General features: G+C 30.0%; 19 protein-coding genes. 15 read left to right on the forward strand and 4 right to left on the reverse strand.

The features are described from left to right. Positions 1-84 precede the first annotated feature (84 nt). Together IC174_RS00245 and IC174_RS00250 are read left to right on the forward strand one after the other, a co-directional pair. Positions 85-531 carry an Lrp/AsnC family transcriptional regulator gene (locus IC174_RS00245; RefSeq protein WP_413927173.1) on the forward strand — a complete coding sequence of 149 codons (447 nt, stop codon included), beginning with the start codon at positions 85-87 and terminating at the stop codon, positions 529-531. A 71-nt stretch (positions 532-602) separates the two neighbouring features. Then, positions 603-1,187 carry a DJ-1/PfpI family protein gene (locus IC174_RS00250; RefSeq protein WP_227481826.1) on the forward strand — a complete coding sequence of 195 codons (585 nt, stop codon included), beginning with the start codon at positions 603-605 and terminating at the stop codon, positions 1,185-1,187. A gap of 4 nt (positions 1,188-1,191) precedes the next feature. Here IC174_RS00250 and IC174_RS00255 read toward each other — a convergent pair whose 3' ends face one another. Next, on the reverse strand, positions 1,192-1,515 hold the full coding sequence (locus IC174_RS00255) for a winged helix-turn-helix transcriptional regulator (RefSeq protein ID WP_227435669.1): 324 nt from the start codon (positions 1,513-1,515) through the stop codon (positions 1,192-1,194). A gap of 153 nt (positions 1,516-1,668) precedes the next feature. On the opposite strand from IC174_RS00255, the gene IC174_RS00260 reads away from it, so the two are divergent. Next, positions 1,669-2,187 (forward strand): nitroreductase family protein, encoded by a 519-nt coding sequence (locus IC174_RS00260; protein WP_227435671.1) that lies wholly within the window; start codon positions 1,669-1,671, stop codon positions 2,185-2,187. A 243-nt stretch (positions 2,188-2,430) separates the two neighbouring features. Here IC174_RS00260 and IC174_RS00265 read toward each other — a convergent pair whose 3' ends face one another. After that, positions 2,431-3,099: a phenylalanine--tRNA ligase beta subunit-related protein gene (locus IC174_RS00265; RefSeq protein WP_227481827.1), complete on the reverse strand. Its 669-nt coding sequence runs from the start codon at positions 3,097-3,099 to the stop codon at positions 2,431-2,433. Between the two features lie 114 nt (positions 3,100-3,213). Between IC174_RS00265 and IC174_RS00270 the strand changes: the two genes are divergently transcribed. From IC174_RS00270 to clpP, 7 genes are all read left to right on the forward strand, one after another. Beyond that, entirely contained in the window at positions 3,214-4,620 is a 1,407-nt protein-coding gene (locus IC174_RS00270; RefSeq protein ID WP_227481828.1) for a PLP-dependent aminotransferase family protein, read from the forward strand. 168 nt (positions 4,621-4,788) lie between these two features. Beyond that, the gene (locus tag IC174_RS00275) at positions 4,789-5,532 is read left to right on the forward strand and encodes an ABC transporter ATP-binding protein (protein ID WP_227481829.1); all 744 of its coding nucleotides are present in this window, start codon (positions 4,789-4,791) and stop codon (positions 5,530-5,532) included. Then, positions 5,525-6,382 (forward strand): ABC transporter permease, encoded by an 858-nt coding sequence (locus IC174_RS00280; RefSeq protein ID WP_227481830.1) that lies wholly within the window; start codon positions 5,525-5,527, stop codon positions 6,380-6,382. Before IC174_RS00275 ends, IC174_RS00280 begins: the two co-directional genes overlap by 8 nt. A 57-nt stretch (positions 6,383-6,439) precedes the next feature. Further along, positions 6,440-6,877 carry a LytTR family DNA-binding domain-containing protein gene (locus tag IC174_RS00285; RefSeq protein WP_227435684.1) on the forward strand — a complete coding sequence of 146 codons (438 nt, stop codon included), beginning with the start codon at positions 6,440-6,442 and terminating at the stop codon, positions 6,875-6,877. A gap of 15 nt (positions 6,878-6,892) precedes the next feature. After that, on the forward strand, positions 6,893-7,336 hold the full coding sequence (locus IC174_RS00290; protein ID WP_227481831.1) for a DUF3021 family protein: 444 nt from the start codon (positions 6,893-6,895) through the stop codon (positions 7,334-7,336). Positions 7,337-7,464: 128 nt separating this feature from the next. Beyond that, complete coding sequence (locus tag IC174_RS00295; RefSeq protein ID WP_227435689.1) at positions 7,465-7,953, forward strand: helix-turn-helix domain-containing protein; 489 nt, start codon at positions 7,465-7,467, stop codon at positions 7,951-7,953. After that, on the forward strand, positions 7,950-8,534 hold the full coding sequence (gene clpP, locus IC174_RS00300; protein ID WP_227435691.1) for an ATP-dependent Clp endopeptidase proteolytic subunit ClpP: 585 nt from the start codon (positions 7,950-7,952) through the stop codon (positions 8,532-8,534). Before IC174_RS00295 ends, clpP begins: the two co-directional genes overlap by 4 nt. A gap of 377 nt (positions 8,535-8,911) precedes the next feature. Here clpP and IC174_RS00305 read toward each other — a convergent pair whose 3' ends face one another. Then, complete coding sequence (locus IC174_RS00305; RefSeq protein ID WP_227435693.1) at positions 8,912-9,403, reverse strand: DUF2284 domain-containing protein; 492 nt, start codon at positions 9,401-9,403, stop codon at positions 8,912-8,914. Positions 9,404-9,682: 279 nt separating this feature from the next. On the opposite strand from IC174_RS00305, the gene IC174_RS00310 reads away from it, so the two are divergent. The 5 genes from IC174_RS00310 to IC174_RS00330 all read left to right on the forward strand — a co-directional run bounded on the left by IC174_RS00310 (position 9,683) and on the right by IC174_RS00330 (position 15,211). Next, a complete protein-coding gene (locus tag IC174_RS00310) occupies positions 9,683-10,759 on the forward strand; it encodes a glycosyltransferase (RefSeq protein ID WP_227435695.1) in 1,077 nt (358 codons plus the stop codon). 78 nt (positions 10,760-10,837) lie between these two features. Further along, positions 10,838-12,904: an exosporium glycoprotein BclB-related protein gene (locus IC174_RS00315; RefSeq protein ID WP_227481832.1), complete on the forward strand. Its 2,067-nt coding sequence runs from the start codon at positions 10,838-10,840 to the stop codon at positions 12,902-12,904. 145 nt (positions 12,905-13,049) lie between these two features. After that, on the forward strand, positions 13,050-13,811 hold the full coding sequence (locus IC174_RS00320; protein ID WP_227481833.1) for an epoxyqueuosine reductase: 762 nt from the start codon (positions 13,050-13,052) through the stop codon (positions 13,809-13,811). Between the two features lie 262 nt (positions 13,812-14,073). After that, positions 14,074-14,352, forward strand: a complete 279-nt coding sequence (locus IC174_RS00325; RefSeq protein ID WP_227435701.1) for a CD3324 family protein — start codon at positions 14,074-14,076, stop codon at positions 14,350-14,352. Between the two features lie 295 nt (positions 14,353-14,647). Then, positions 14,648-15,211 carry a DUF1062 domain-containing protein gene (locus IC174_RS00330; protein ID WP_227435703.1) on the forward strand — a complete coding sequence of 188 codons (564 nt, stop codon included), beginning with the start codon at positions 14,648-14,650 and terminating at the stop codon, positions 15,209-15,211. A gap of 280 nt (positions 15,212-15,491) precedes the next feature. Here the strand turns inward: IC174_RS00330 and IC174_RS00335 are convergent, their stop codons facing one another. Then, positions 15,492-16,121, reverse strand: a complete 630-nt coding sequence (locus IC174_RS00335; protein ID WP_227481834.1) for a DUF3786 domain-containing protein — start codon at positions 16,119-16,121, stop codon at positions 15,492-15,494. Positions 16,122-16,242 lie beyond the last annotated feature (121 nt).

The following is a 16,242-nucleotide window of genomic DNA, read 5'->3' on the forward strand; positions in this document are numbered from 1 at the left end:
GAAATAATTTAAATTATTTACTTATTTTAAATTATTAGATAAAATCATATTAAATAATTAAGGAGGTGAATAGACATAGACGAGATAGATTTAAAAATAATTAATTCTCTAAAAAAGAACAGTAGAGCCTCAACTTCTGAAATAAGTAGACAAGTTAATCTATCAATACCAGCAGTTTCAGAGCGTATAAAGAAAATTGAACAGTCAAATATAATTCAAAAGTATACTATTCAAATCAATCGAGAAAAAACAAAGTATAAACTTTTAGCTTTCGTATTTATCAATACAGATTTATCTAAAAGTATAGAAGAGTTTAAGAAGACTATGTTGGAGTATGACACTGTATTAGAATGTCATCACATTTCAGGAGAATATGATTATTTAATAAAAGTATTAGCAGAGGATACAAATGAACTTGAAGAATTTATATCAATAACTTTGAAAAAAATTAGAGGAATCCAGAAAGCTAATACAACCATTGTTTTATCAACAATTAAAGAGGAAATTAATACAATCAAAGATATTTTTTAGATAAGCATATACTAAAATATTGATTATATTAATACCTACTTTCTTACATATTTTTAGGAGGAAAATACAATATGAAAGTTTTAGTTTTTTTAGCAAAAGGTTTTGAAACTATGGAATTTAGTGTATTTGTAGATGTTATGGGATGGGCTAGAAATGATTATGATTACGATATAGATGTAGTAACTGGTGGATTTAAAAAGCAAGTTGTAAGCACATTTAATGTTCCAGTATTAGTTGACAAAACAATAGATGAAATATGTGTAGATGATTATGATGCATTAGCTATTCCTGGAGGATTTGAAGAGTTTGGATTTTATGACGAAGCATATGATATATCTTTTTTAGACTTAATAAGAGAGTTTGATGCAAAAGGGAAGATAATTGCTACTATTTGTGTAGCAGCTTTACCTGTTGGTAAAAGTGGTGTTTTAAAAAATCGTAAAGCTACTACATATCATTTAAAAGATGGTCAAAGACAAAAACAGTTAAGTAAATTTGATGTAAATGTAGTCAATGAGCCAATTGTTGTAGATAGAAACATTATAACTTCATATTGTCCAGAAACCGCACCACATGTAGCTTTTAAGCTTTTAGAAATGTTGACATCTAAGGAACATATGGAAGTTGTAAAATTAGCTATGGGATTTAAATTATAATAAATTAAAGATTATTTAAGTAATCAGAACCCCAATCACACATAACATCTAAAATAGGAATAATGCTTTTTCCAAAATCAGATAATGAATATTCAACTTTTGGAGGTACAACAGGGTAAACAACTCTTACAATTAAGCCATCTGTTTCTAATTCACGTAATTGTTGAGTTAGCATTTTAGCAGTTGCTTTAGGTATTAATTTTTTAAGTTCATTAAACCTTAATGTGGTATCTTTAAGATGCCAAAGAATAAGTGTCTTGTATTTACCACCAATCAATGCAAGGGTTGCTTCTATAGGACAACTGTAATTACTTGAACATTTTTTCATTTTTTTAGACCTCTCAATATATTTTGAAGTACCCTTTTTGGTACTATGTTACAAAAAAGTACATTATTGTAATATATAATTATAGTGATAAGATTATAGCATAGGTTAAATAAATCATCAACTTAGCCTAATAAAATGATAGGGGGGAAATAAATGAATTTTGTTGAAATCGCAAAAAAAAGATATTCTTGTCGTAATTATCAGGATAAAAAGGTTGAAAAAGAAAAACTTGAGAAAATTTTAGAAGTTGCTAGAGTAGCTCCAACAGGGGGGAATCGTCAGCCTCAAAGATTAATTGTAATACAAGAAAAAGAAGGTCTTAATAAAGTTTCTAAGGCTGCGAATATATATGATGCACCATTAGCAATTATCGTATGTGGGGATAAGGATAAAGTTTGGACAAGACCTTTTGATGGTAAACAACTTACAGATATTGATACAAGTATAGTTACTGATCACATGATGTTACAAGCAACTGAACTTGGATTAGCGAGTGTATGGGTATGCTATTTCAATCCAGATGTAATTAGAGAAGAATTTAATTTGTCAGATAATCTTGAGCCAGTAAATATATTACTAATAGGATACGAAGTTGGAACACCAGAAAGTCCAAATAGACATGATAAAACTCGTCTTCCTTTAAATGAAATTGTTTCTTATGAAACTCTTTAGATATAAAAGTAAACTATCTATATGAGATATATAATGAGTTATTTTTTTAAATAAAGTTTTAAAAAAAGTTAATACTTATATAAAATTAATTTTAGTGAAGTATATATCTAGTTGAACAATGATGTATACTTCACTATTTTAATTACTTAGAATACCCACTAATACTTTGAATATCTGCTAAGCTTAAATTTTCATTATATTAACTAAAATACATTGATATTAATTAAAATATATTTATATTAATTAAAATACATCAATTAAATCAATTTTCGAGTCTGGAAAACCACTTAAAATATAATCCTTTATATCACTTAGGTGGTTATAAATTTGTTTTTCATAAATTCCATCAGGACCATATACAAAGTATAGAATATTTTTAGTTTTTTTTGTAATTTGTGTACGATTATCTGGTCCATTAAGAATACTAGATAGTATACCAAGGTTATCTGATAAAAATAAATCGTCTTTTTTTAGAGTTTGCTTTCTTTCTCCTATACCATAAAAATGTTCATTTTCATTTGCTAAATCTATTTTTAAAGGCAATTCTATCTTATCAAGGTCATGTCCTGCTGTTAGAAGAAGATTTTTTAATTCTGCTAAAAACATTGCTTGAATAGGCAGATTTACATTTGGAATACCTTTTGATTTTAGTAAAAGGGATTCTAATTGAAGTAATACAGGATAAGTTTTTTTAAATTTTTTATAATACTTTATGTAGTTGGAAAGAGGCTCTGTTTTAATTTTTTCTTTGCGATTGTATTCAGGGTTTTGTGCAATAATATTTTCAATTTCAGAGTTTTTAAGAAGTAAAAAATTTTCTTCATTAGGTGTTGAATAGGTCATATTTACAATCATAACTCCAAATTTAATATTGGGATAAATTTCCTTTGTGTTACTTGATATTTCTAACATAATTTAGACTCCTTTTAATTTTTTGTTTTATGGTATAATCTTAGCAAGTAAAAAATGGATTTTGTAGTTCCATTTTTATAGTAATTTTATAGAACCACTTTTGGAGGTATTAAAATGTGGATTACAATTAATAGAAATAGTGGCATATCATTGTCAAGACAAATTTATTGTGAGATAAAAGACATGATTTTAAGCGGGAGCTTAAATTTTGAACAAAAACTACCTTCATCTAGAACTTTGGCAAAAGAACTTTCTGTATCACGAAATACAGTGTTAGATGCATATAATCAATTAATTGCAGAGGGATATTTGGAAACAAGGCATGGCTATGGCACAACTATAGCCAAAGTAATATTAGACCATCAAATTGACTTTAAGTTAGACTATACTTCTGAAATTAGAGATAGTTTACATGAGTATAAACAAAATAATTATATAGATTTCTGTTCTGGAATTCCAGAATTAAAGCTATTTCCACGCAAAGAATTATCAAAGTTATATAAACAAATACTACATGATTTGTCACACTTAGATTTTAGATATAATAGTACTGCAGGGGTGTGGAAATTGAGAGAAGAAATATCACAATATTTATTTCGTATTAGAGGAATTAGATGTAGTCCACGAAATATTATGATTGTTTCTGGTTCAACACAAGGGCTATCTTTAATATCACAAGTTTTATATAAAAATAATCAAAAAGTTATTGTGGAGGATCCTATTCACAAAGGATTGTTAAAGGTAATTTCTACTGTGGGATATTCAGTTGTTGGGATTCAAGTGGATGATAAAGGTATAAATACTAACCTAATAAAATCTATAAAGGATGTTTCTTTTATATATACAACACCTTCACATCAATATCCATTAGGTGGTATTTTACCAATTCAAAGAAGACTAGAACTTATTAAATATGCAGTAGAGAATAATTGCTATATAGTTGAAGACGATTATGACAGTGAATTTAGATATGAAGGTCAACCAATTAGTTCCCTCTATGAACTTAATCCAAATAAAGTAATTTATATAGGTTCGTTTAGTAAAATACTATCTCCAGCCATTCGTATGGGATTTATGTTGTTGCCAGATGATATAATAGATGATTATAAATCCTTAAAAATGTATTCTGATGTTCATACAGAATCTATATCTCAGTATGTTCTAGCTGAATTTATTAAAAATGGAGGTTTGGAAAAACATATATTTAAAATGAAGAAGTTATATAATAGAAAGCGTAAATATCTTATTGATATTTTGAATATTGAATTTATAAATGAATTTAAAATAAAGGGTCAAGTAGCTGGGCTTCACATAGTTGTTCATTTTTATAATGTTATTTTTACTGAAAAACTAATCAATCAAATTTATAAAGCAAATATCAGGGTTTATCCTATACAGCAATATGCAATTGAGAATAAAGCAGAATATGACCATGAAGTTGTCCTAGGATATGCTCATCTTAATTTTGATGAAATTGAACAGGGAGTAAGAATGCTTAGAAAAATAATACATACAAATTAAGATGTATTAGGAAAGGTTTTTTACAATATCTTATTTTTAGGTATGTATTTTACTTTAGTTTTTTTACAACTCACATATTCATTTATACTACATACTTCCAGTTGTATTGTGTGGACAAATTACTTATTGTATTCTGAAATCATCAATTAAGGAAGGTAGATGAAATGTATGAATAAGATAATAGAAGTAATTAATTTGCAAAAAAGCTATGATACTTTTAAAGCTGTGAAAGGGATTGATTTTTATGTAGAGGAAGGGAATTTGTTTGCATTACTGGGAGCTAATGGTGCTGGAAAATCTACAACAATTGATATTCTTTGTACGTTATTGAGTTATGATAGCGGAGAAGTGATTATAGATGGGCATAAATTAGGTGTAGAGGATAATAAAATTAAAGAAAAAATTGGAGTAGTATTTCAAGAAAGTATACTAGATTCACTTTTGACAGTAAGAGAGAATCTTACAATTCGTGCAAAATTTTATATCAAGAATAAAGATAAAGTAAGACAAATTGTGCATAAATCTGCTTTATCTGTAGGAGCTATGGAATTTATAGATAGACCATATGGTAAATTGTCTGGAGGTCAAAAGCGTAGGGCCGATATAGCAAGAGCTCTTTTAAATACTCCTAAAATACTGTTTCTAGATGAGCCTACAACAGGGCTTGACCCAGAATCTAGAAAATGTGTATGGGATACTATATTAAAATTACAAAAACAATATGGTTTTTCTATAGTTCTTACAACCCATTATATGGAGGAGGCTTCAAAAGCTGATTATATTGTAATGCTTGACTATGGTGTTATAACAGCAAAAGGTTCACCTCATGAACTAAAATATAAATACAAAGCAAATAATTTAGATGATGTATTTTTGAATATAGTTAGAAATAGAGGTGAAAAAAATGTTTAATATAGCACAAAGAAATATAATGATTTTTTTAAGAAATAAAAGAGGAGTATTTTCATCTTTTTTAGGTGCAATAATTGTAATCGGCATCTATGTTATTTTTTTAGGAGAAAATTTAAAGGAAGGTTATCCAAATATTAAAGATATAGACATATTAATGAATAGTTGGGCAATGGCAGGAATTATTTCTGTTGTTTCTGTAACTACAACAATGGGTTCTTTTGGAGTTACAGTATTGGATAAGGAGTTAAAAAGAAACAAAGATTTTTATTGTTCACCTGTTAAAACAAGAGAGCTGGTAGGAGGATATATTTTAAGTTCATATTTAATTGGTGTAATTATGAGTATATTTACATTTATACTTGCAGAGATATATATTGTATCAAGTGGGGGACAATTTTTACCTATGCTTTCTATTATAAAGGTTATTGGTGTAATTTTATTAACCGTTTTATCATCTAGTGCAATGATATTTTTTATTGTAAATTTGTTAAATAGCATAGATACATTTTCAACTGCTTCTACGATTATAGGTACTCTTATTGGATTCTTGACAGGAATTTATATACCTATTGGAAGCTTACCTCAAGCAGTGCAAACCCTTATAAAGTTATTTCCAATTTCACATGGGACTGTATTGCTTAGACAAATTATTACGGAGCCTCCATCAAAAGTAACATTTGTGGATTCAACAAATGCATTAACTGAATTTAATGAGCATATGGGAGTAACATTTGGTGGTATTGGAAGTTTGTCTGAAAATTCAATTCATATTATGTTTCTAGTTATTTCTGCAATAGTATTTTATTTTGTTACTATACTTATGGTATCAAGAAAAAAAGCTAGAAATTAATAGTAGGAAAATATACTATAGTCTTTTTATAGAAATCAAAAGAAAGGATGTGTTAGAGTGAAGGTAATAATTGAAACTCCCTTAGACGGAGAAGAGGATGAAATTATAATAAGATGCAGAAATATTGATGATGAAATACTTAAATTGATTTTTAACATCAAGATGCAAAGAGAGTCTCTTATAGCATATAAAAATGAACAACTCTATCGTATCAATCCTTTAGATGTCTATTACTTCGAATCTGTAGATAACCACACTTATCTTTATTGTAAAAATGATGTTTATGAGTTTAAGAAGAAGCTTTATCAGATTGAGGAAATTTTTTTTAATAGTGACTTTCTTAGAATATCTAAGTCTGTAATATTAAATCTTACAAAAATAGACTCAATTGTACCAGCGTTTAATGGTAGATTTGAAGTAATACTAGATAATGGTGAAAAGACAATTATTTCACGCCAATATGTACCAATGTTGAAGAAAAAACTAAAGATATAAAGGAGTTGATTGAATATGAATTTAATAAATACACTAAAGTATGTAGTTCGTTATTTTTGTATGATAACTACAGGAGTTTTAATATCTGTTTTTACTTCTTGTTTAGTATTTAGCCCTGATGAGACATTTAGTATAAATATTTTCCAACAGATTTTATTAATTGCATTGGTCACATCTCTATCCACATTAATTTTTTATTCAAAACGAGAACTAGGTAGAAAAGAGTTACTAATTCGCCAAGTAATTCATATAATTTTTCTATTTGTTTTCGTTCTGTGGTTTTCATTTAAAAGTAATTGGATTGATAGTGGTCATATTTTTCAAACTCTGTTTATAGCACTATCTATATTTATTATCTATCTTTGTATAACACTTGCTACTTGTAAAAGAGATAAGGAAGAATCTATTTTATTAAATAAAGGTTTGAAAGAATATAGGAAAAATAAAATTAGTAAATAATAGCTAAGACAATTCAACAAATTATAAATTTATTATTAATTGAGTTTTTATATCAGTCATTAATTTAAGATAGCAATTTATATTAAGAAGAAAATTCTTGTATGAGTTATAATACTTAAAAGGAGATGATGAGGTTGAAAACAAATACAGATGTAATTATGGAAATCATTGATTATATAGAAGAACATCTTACAGAAAATCTAAATCTAGATAAAATGGCTGATGTTGCTAGTTATTCAAAATATCACTTACACAGAATGTTTACAAACATTGTGGGATGTACTATGTATCAATATATTAAAAGAAGGAGACTTACTGAAGCAGCTAGACAACTTGTATTTACAGATAAATACATTATAGATATAGCTCTTACAGTTGGATATGCTACACACCAGTCTTTCACATTAGCATTTAAAACTTTATATAAAGAATCTCCACAAGTATATAGAAGTAAAGATGAATTTTATCCTATTCAACAAAGATTTGTTTTAAATCCAAATCATCAAATCCAAAATGTAGATTGTATTTCTTATACAAGTATTAGTTATGAACGAAGAAGAGATGAAATCAATTCTTATCTCAACTTTAATATTAATTGTGAGGTGAAAGTAGCATGAGTTTAGTACCACATGTAATTGAACAGACAGGTCAAGGTGAAAGGTCTTATGATATATATTCAAAACTATTAAAAGATAGAATTATATTTATAGGCGAAGAAATTAATGATGCTATTGCAAGTTTAGTAGTAGCTCAATTACTATTCTTAGAATCAGAAGACCCAGATGCAGATATAACTATATATATAAATAGCCCAGGAGGGGCTGTAACATCAGGGTTTGCTATATACGATACTATGAACTATGTAAGATGTGATGTATCAACTATTTGTATTGGTATGGCTGCAAGTATGAGCGCTTTTTTACTTTCTGGAGGTACAAAAGGAAAAAGATATGCCTTACCTAATGCAGAAATTATGATACATCAACCTATGGGTGGAGCTAAAGGGCAAGCAACAGATGTAAAAATAGCAGTAGATAATATGTTGAGAACAAAGGAAAAATTAGATAGAATTCTTTCTGAGAATACTGGAAAATCAATAGAAGATATTAGAGTAGATACAGATAGAGATAATTTTATGACTGCAAAGGAAGCTAAAGAATATGGATTGATTGATCATATAATGGAGAAGTGTGAGTAGAGTATTATTTTAAAAGCTTAATTTATAGTATATAACTAATGTCAAAATAATCATGTTTAAATGAACATGATTATTTTTTTGTTTAAAAAAAGAAGTTTTTTAAAATGTCAAGTAAATAAGTAATAAATAGTAATTTTACGTATCAGTTTAGAGATTTTCTAGAGATATTAACCAATGTGGTTGCAATGATATGATAACTTATAGACCACACTGGTTAATTTGCATAAGGGGTTAATTTAGATGTAAATCCTATGAACTTATGATAAAAGATAAAGAAGATTATAAATATAAGTTTATAATATATAATTGCATACTATTATGCAGATAATAAATACAAAAAATTGATATAAAAAGTTCAGTAGAAAATATTAATTTTTTTAATCAACTAATAATAAGCCAAAGTGGTTTTGAATTTCTCCTTTTTCTCGTAAAGTATTTATTTCAAGTCCATTTGACCTTACTGTAGCAAAAACATCAATACCACATGCTTCCATTGATGGAGCAGTCTTGTTAGGAAAACTACAAGTATCAGGATTACATTTAGCACACTTTGTACAAGGGCCACTTCCAAAAGCAATTGATTTATAATATCCATCTAAAAAAAGTTCTCTTGCTATTTCAACAGCTAAAGGAGTAACAATACTCATTTTATGACATCGAAATAAAATAGCTTTTTTGTAACAATCTATTATTGCTTGCGTCTGTTGATAGGTTGGAGTATTGGGTGGACAACAATGACTATGACCATATGTATTACAACCAAACTGACACTTATAAATTGTCCATGCTGCTGTGACAATCGTTTTAGGGTCTATTGAAACTGCAATGTCAGCTCCACTAGATTTTAATATTTCAAAGTATTTTTTCATAATTTACCTCCTATCAAAAATAGTTTTATTTTTTATCTTGTATGAATGGTTAAATTTTACGTATTCTTATACTTATGGTAACGCAAAAATAAATATCAATCAAATCGATATATTTAAATTATGAATTAAATAAAAATGAACTATAAACATATATGATAAATAAACTTAACTACTAATTTTTTGTCGTTAAAAATTTTCCATATTTCAATAACAAAATAAGAGTAAATACCATATATTACTTATGTCTGTAATATATAAAAGACAAAGGAGTTGTACATTATGATTACAATAAGTTTGTGCATGATTGTTAAAAATGAAGAAGAAGTTATAGGCAGATGTTTAGAGTGTGTAAAGGATCTAGTAGATGAAATTATAGTTGTAGATACTGGTTCCACAGATTCCACAAAAGAAATAGTTTCAAAATATACAGACATGGTGTACGATTTCGAATGGATAGATGACTTCTCTGCTGCGAGAAATTTTTCATTTTCTAAAGCTTCTAAAGACTATATAATGTGGCTTGATGCAGATGACATAATTTTAGAAGAGGATAGAAAAGAACTATCAAAAGTTAAAGAAAATTTAGATACTTCTATTGATATGGTCATGGCAAAATACAATGTATCATTTGATGAAAACGGAAAACCAACTTTATCATATTATAGAGAACGCTTATTTAAGAGAAGTTCTAATTATAAATGGGTTGACCCTATTCATGAAGTAATACCTCTTGTTGGAGAAATATTTTATTCTGACATTGCAATATCACATAAAAAACTTCATAGACAGGACCCTTTAAGAAATCTCAGAATTTTTGAAAAAATGATTTCAGAAGGTAGGATATTGGAGCCAAGACATCAGTTTTATTACTCAAGAGAATTGTATTATAATGCAAGATATAAAGATGCTATAGAAGGTTTTACTAAGTTTTTAGACTCTTCAAAAGGGTGGATTGAGGATTGTATAAGTGCTTGCAGAGATTTAGCCACATGTTATTACTTAATTAATGATGAAAAAAGTGCCTTATATTCTTTATTTAGAAGCTTTGAATTTGATGAGCCAAGAGCAGAAGTTTGCTGTGATATAGGAAAGCACTTGTTTGATAGACAAAGATATAAAGAAGCTATTTTTTGGTATAAAGTAGCATTAACTAGAGATAAAAATGACATTAATGGAGGATTTAAGTCAAATGATTGTTATGGATACTTACCATATATACAATTAAGTGTATGCTATGACAAACTAGGAGAAATGGATAAAGCGATATCTTATCATGAAAAAGCAAAAGAAATCAAACCTAACGATAGTGCTATTTTGTACAATGAAAATTATTTTAGTAAATATAAAAGTTATTGATAAGTCACAATAATACTAATTTTGACATATTATATAGAGAGCATGAAAGCTCAAATATATTAGGAGGTGCTTTAAGTAATGAGTAGAAATAAATATTTTGGCCCATTTGATGGTAATAACCATGATAACAACTATGATGATTGCAATAGCAGTTGTGATAGTTGTAATAGTTGTGACTGTCATCATGGTTGCCCACCATCATGTATAGGTCCAACCGGACCAATGGGTCCAAGAGGTAGAACAGGTCCAACAGGCCCAACAGGTCCAACCGGACCAATGGGTCCAACAGGCCCAACAGGAAACACAGGAGTAACAGGAAACACAGGAGCAACAGGGTTAATAGGTCCAACAGGTCCAACAGGGTCAGTAGGTCCAACAGGAGCAACAGGAGCAACAGGATTTGGAGTAACAGGCCCAACAGGTCCAACGGGAGCAACAGGAAATACAGGAGCAGATGGAGTAACAGGCCCAACAGGTCCAACAGGAGTAACAGGAGCAAATGGAATAACAGGTCCAACAGGGATAACAGGAGCAACAGGATTTGGAGTAACAGGCCCAACAGGTCCAACAGGAGCAACAGGAGTAGGAATAACAGGAGCAACAGGTTTAATAGGTTCAACAGGAGCAACAGGGACACCTGGAGCAACAGGTCCAACAGGAGTAACAGGAGCAACAGGAGCAGATGGATTGGCAGGTCCAACAGGTCCAACAGGAGCAACAGGAACACCTGGAGCGACAGGAGTAACAGGTCCAACAGGAGCAACAGGAGATACAGGAGCAGATGGACTGGCAGGTCCAACAGGTCCAACAGGAGCAACAGGAGCAGATGGACTGGCAGGTCCAACAGGTCCAACAGGAGCAACAGGAGTAGGAATAACAGGAGCAACAGGTTTAATAGGTCCAACAGGAGCAACAGGAACACCTGGAGCGACAGGTCCAACAGGCCCAACAGGAGCAACAGGAGCAAATGGATTGATAGGCCCAACAGGAGCAACAGGAAATACAGGGGCAGATGGAGCAACAGGTCCAACAGGTCCAACAGGAGCAACAGGAGATACAGGAGCAAATGGATTAGTAGGTCCAACAGGTCCAACAGGAGCAGCAGGAGCAGCTGGAGCAACAGGTCCAACAGGTCCAACAGGAGCAACAGGGGTAGGAATAACAGGAGTGACAGGAGCAACAGGAGCAACAGGCCCAACAGGAGCAGATGGATTAGTAGGTCCAACAGGAGCAACAGGAAACACAGGAGCAGATGGAGTACCAGGTCCAACAGGTCCAACAGGAGCAACAGGAAATACAGGAGCAGATGGAGCAACAGGCCCAACAGGAGCAACAGGAAATACAGGGGCAGACGGATTGGTAGGTCCAACAGGAGCAACAGGAAATACAGGAGCAGCTGGAGCAACAGGAGTAACAGGCCCAACAGGAGCAACAGGAAATACAGGAGCAGATGGAGCAACAGGCCCAACAGGGGCAACAGGAAATACAGGAGCAGATGGAGCAACAGGCCCAACAGGAGCAACAGGAAATACAGGAGCAGCTGGAGCAACAGGAGTAACAGGTCCAACAGGAGTAACAGGTCCAACAGGAGCAACAGGTCCAACAGGGGCAACAGGAATACCAGGAGCTAGTGCTATAATACCTTTTGCATCAGGTATACCACTAGCACTTACAACTATAGCTGGTGGATTAGTGGGTACACCAGGATTTGTAGGTTTTGGAAGTTCAGCTCCAGGCCTAAGTATAGTTGGTGGAGTAATAGACCTTACAAATGCAGCAGGAACATTGACTAACTTTGCATTTTCAATGCCAAGAGCTGGAACAATAACATCTATTTCAGCATATTTTAGTACAACAGCAGCGCTTTCACTTATTGGTTCAACAGTCACAATTACAGCTACACTTTATGAATCAACTGCACCAAACAACTCATTTACAGCTGTACCAGGAGCAACAGTTACACTGGCTCCACCACTTACAGGTATATTATCACTTGGTTCAGTTTCTAATGGAATTGTAACAGGATTAAATATATCAGTAACAGCACAAACTAGATTCTTACTAGTATTTACAGCGACAGCGTCAGGACTTTCATTAGTTAATACTGTAGCAGGATATGCAAGTGCAGGAATTTCGATTAACTAAATTATATAATTAAAAAAAGGCTTCTAGTATCTGATTGATATTAGAAGCTTTTTTATATTAATTGATGAGCAGAATATAGCATACTATTATATAATATAAAATAATAGTATTAAATTAGAAAGAGATACTTTTTTGGGGGGATATTATGAAAAATAGAATTGAAAAATTAATGAATAACTTTGTAAAAGATTATTATAATTCAAATGATGTGACTCAAAAGTGGCAAGAGCTTTTATTTGCCTATGCTTCTGCTGAAGATGAAATGTTTTATCAGTTAAAAAATATTGTAGGAACATCTCATGCTATGCCAAAAGATTTTTTAAAAGATGGTAAGACTATAATTACATATTTTATACCCTTTGATAAAAACATAAATAATAGTAATATTGGAGGGCTCGAATGTTCAGAAAGTTGGGCAAGAGCTTATATAGAAACTAATAAATTGATTTCCGATTTAAATAATTTTTTATGTGAAGAGCTAGGCAACATGGGATTTGACTCCTATGCTATTCCTGGGTCATATAATTTTGATAATGATAAATTGATTAGTGATTGGTCACAAAGACATGTAGCATTCATAGCAGGTCTTGGAACTTTTGGTCTAAACAATATGCTTATTACAGAAAAAGGATGTTGTGGAAGGATAGGAAGTATAATCACAAGCTTAAAGTTAGAACCAACTAAAAGACCAGAAAAGGAATACTGCTTGTATAAACAGAATAATAGTTGTAAAAAGTGTGTAAGTAAATGTGTGAAAGAAGCTTTAAAAGAAGATGGGTTTGATAGAAATAAGTGTTATGAAATGTGTATGATAAATGAGAAAAAATATTCTTATATAGGTGGATGTGATATCTGTGGAAAATGTATAGTTGGAGTTCCATGTTCAGTAATAAACCCATCAATGTAAAAGTTTCTTTTAATTAACAATTCTAATTTGATATATAATAAACTACAAATATAAATAAAAAATAAAGAAATTATGTTGATTGACAACTATTTGTGCTATTGATAGACTTATATGTATCGCTGTGATATAAGGAGGGGTGAGACTTTATGCTTGATTTAATCTTTATTTTTGCATAGCAAGGGCTATTGCAACTATAAAATTTAATATACAGATAGCCCTTTGCTATTCCTAATAAAAAATTACTGTTTAATAGGAGAGCAAAATGAGCTATAAAAAAGCAATACATATATTACCAGAAGAATTACTTGAATTGATACAAGAATATGTGGATGGAGAATGTATTTATATTCCCAGAAAATCAAACAATAAAAGAGAATGGGGAAGTAATACATCTACTCGTGAAGATTTAACAATTAGAAATATGCAAATTTATGAAGATTATCAAGTTGGTCATGATTTGCAGTATTTATCAGAAAAATATTATCTGTCTTTGAAGAGTATTCAAAGAATTATATTACAAGAAAAAAGAAAAGATATTTAAATGTAAGCCAGTATAGTTCTATAACTATACTGGCTTATTTTCTTTTGTTAAAAATGTTTAAGGTATAGTTTTTTTTTAGTGGATGCTATAATTTAATTAATTTCAGAAGCTTATATAATAAGAAAATTCAGCAGTAGTGTCGATATTAAGAGAAAATAATTTATTATATAAGTGTGTAATTGAAATTTAAATTTATTAAAAATTAGGAGGTACTGTTTTGAAAAAAATGCTTGATTATATTCCACCTTTTCACGACTTTCTATTTTAGCAATATTATAGAAAGGAAAATGTATTTATGCAAAAAATTACTTGGGAGATTGAGTATAAATCCCAATTGCCAGTAATTAGGTACTGTAAAAAATGTGGGAAAAAGACTGAATACATTTGTTCAGATTTATTTAGAGTGAATGCCCAACATAAGTATTTAGATATTTGGTTAATATATAAATGCTCAAATTGTGATTCAACATGGAATTCAACCATATATTCTCGTATTAATCCAAAAAACTTAAATCCAGAGATATTAGAACAATTTTATACGAATGATTATAATCTTGTTAAACAATATGCTATGAATGTTGAGTTTTTACATAGAAATGGGGCGAAAGTTGGCATCCCAGAATATAAAATAGTAGGTCAAGATATTTGTATTGATGACTCTACACAAATTCGTATTGCAAGTAAGTATCCATGTCAATTAAAGGTATCCACGTTATTACGTGAGAAGCTTGGCATATCTAGAAAGGTCTTTGAAGACATGTTAGACTGTGGGATGATAAAAAGTATATCTGGAGTTGACCTAAGGAGAAGTAAGTTAAATTATGAGATTGTGTTACAAATTGGAAAGAGTAAACAATAATATTTAAATCGGTTAGACCAGCCAGTTTAACATGTTTTATGTAACATCATTTTAAATAAGTATAGCAGCTTTAAAAAATACAAAGAAGCTATACTTATTTGTGTATAATAACATTATCTTTTTTCTAGATTTTCTAATATCTCATAGTAGTGTGTTGTAGCTAGTGTACTTGGCTTACCTTATCTGATAAATATTGATTTTCTACGTTCATTTCTTAATTCCATTTCATATTAGATTCTGACTAAATTTATCAAGAATTCTACTACAATAGTATCAATGTTTATAATTGATTTACTTTATTCAAAATTGCATCTATAGCTGTGTCAGGAACAACTGCTAAGTCTTCTGCATTAAAATAATAAATTATATTAGAGTCAAATAATATATTTGAATTTGGTGGAAATTCATCATCTCCAAACCAAAGTATAAATATCATAGAAGTATTACCTATGTATGTAAACTTATAAGCTAGGTCACCCATCTTTACTTTTTCAGCTCCAATATTCTCCATGACCAGTTTATATTTATCTATTTTAGATGTAAAGATTTCTGAAAGTCTTGCTAGAGTTCTATTTAGAAAGTTAGGATAATAGACATTGCCTCCAGGAACTTCTTTAAAAGTTATATATTTATTTGTAAGAGGTATACCTTTAGAATTACACAAATACCTAAGCATTAGAATCTTAAGTTCGAAATTTTTACAGAGACTTCCATTACTATTCCAAACTTCTCCACTCGGATAATCAACTATATACTGTCTATCAAAAAAATCAATAGTAAATTTGCTTGAATCACTATTAAAGTCAATATTACTTAAATTACTAATTGTATGAGGGTCCAATTCTTTGAGTTTTTTTCGTGCATAATCAAATGGGACATTATAATTACTTGTTTTGATATTTTTATCCATAATATTTTCCTCCGATTTAAAGACCTATTTATATATTTATAAAAAGTTTTCTTATTATTGATTTTATTATATATCCAGAATATTACAATATTAAATTAATAAATAAATTTTGCTATTTAAA

It is taken from the genome of Clostridioides sp. ES-S-0001-03 (genome assembly GCF_020676075.1).
Lineage (GTDB): Bacteria > Bacillota > Clostridia > Peptostreptococcales > Peptostreptococcaceae > Clostridioides.

Coding starts and splice junctions, on each gene's coding strand:
- IC174_RS00290 (WP_227481831.1), top strand. CDS start 6,893: ATGAATTTAATAAATACACTAAAGTATGTAGTTCGTTATTTTTGTATG.
- IC174_RS00335 (WP_227481834.1), bottom strand. CDS start 16,121: ATGGATAAAAATATCAAAACAAGTAATTATAATGTCCCATTTGATTAT.
- IC174_RS00295 (WP_227435689.1), top strand. CDS start 7,465: ATGAGGTTGAAAACAAATACAGATGTAATTATGGAAATCATTGATTAT.
- IC174_RS00265 (WP_227481827.1), bottom strand. CDS start 3,099: ATGTTAGAAATATCAAGTAACACAAAGGAAATTTATCCCAATATTAAA.
- IC174_RS00280 (WP_227481830.1), top strand. CDS start 5,525: ATGTTTAATATAGCACAAAGAAATATAATGATTTTTTTAAGAAATAAA.
- IC174_RS00270 (WP_227481828.1), top strand. CDS start 3,214: ATGTGGATTACAATTAATAGAAATAGTGGCATATCATTGTCAAGACAA.
- IC174_RS00320 (WP_227481833.1), top strand. CDS start 13,050: ATGAAAAATAGAATTGAAAAATTAATGAATAACTTTGTAAAAGATTAT.
- IC174_RS00255 (WP_227435669.1), bottom strand. CDS start 1,515: ATGAAAAAATGTTCAAGTAATTACAGTTGTCCTATAGAAGCAACCCTT.
- IC174_RS00315 (WP_227481832.1), top strand. CDS start 10,838: ATGAGTAGAAATAAATATTTTGGCCCATTTGATGGTAATAACCATGAT.
- IC174_RS00305 (WP_227435693.1), bottom strand. CDS start 9,403: ATGAAAAAATACTTTGAAATATTAAAATCTAGTGGAGCTGACATTGCA.
- IC174_RS00310 (WP_227435695.1), top strand. CDS start 9,683: ATGATTACAATAAGTTTGTGCATGATTGTTAAAAATGAAGAAGAAGTT.
- IC174_RS00325 (WP_227435701.1), top strand. CDS start 14,074: ATGAGCTATAAAAAAGCAATACATATATTACCAGAAGAATTACTTGAA.
- clpP (WP_227435691.1), top strand. CDS start 7,950: ATGAGTTTAGTACCACATGTAATTGAACAGACAGGTCAAGGTGAAAGG.
- IC174_RS00330 (WP_227435703.1), top strand. CDS start 14,648: ATGCAAAAAATTACTTGGGAGATTGAGTATAAATCCCAATTGCCAGTA.
- IC174_RS00275 (WP_227481829.1), top strand. CDS start 4,789: ATGAATAAGATAATAGAAGTAATTAATTTGCAAAAAAGCTATGATACT.
- IC174_RS00250 (WP_227481826.1), top strand. CDS start 603: ATGAAAGTTTTAGTTTTTTTAGCAAAAGGTTTTGAAACTATGGAATTT.
- IC174_RS00260 (WP_227435671.1), top strand. CDS start 1,669: ATGAATTTTGTTGAAATCGCAAAAAAAAGATATTCTTGTCGTAATTAT.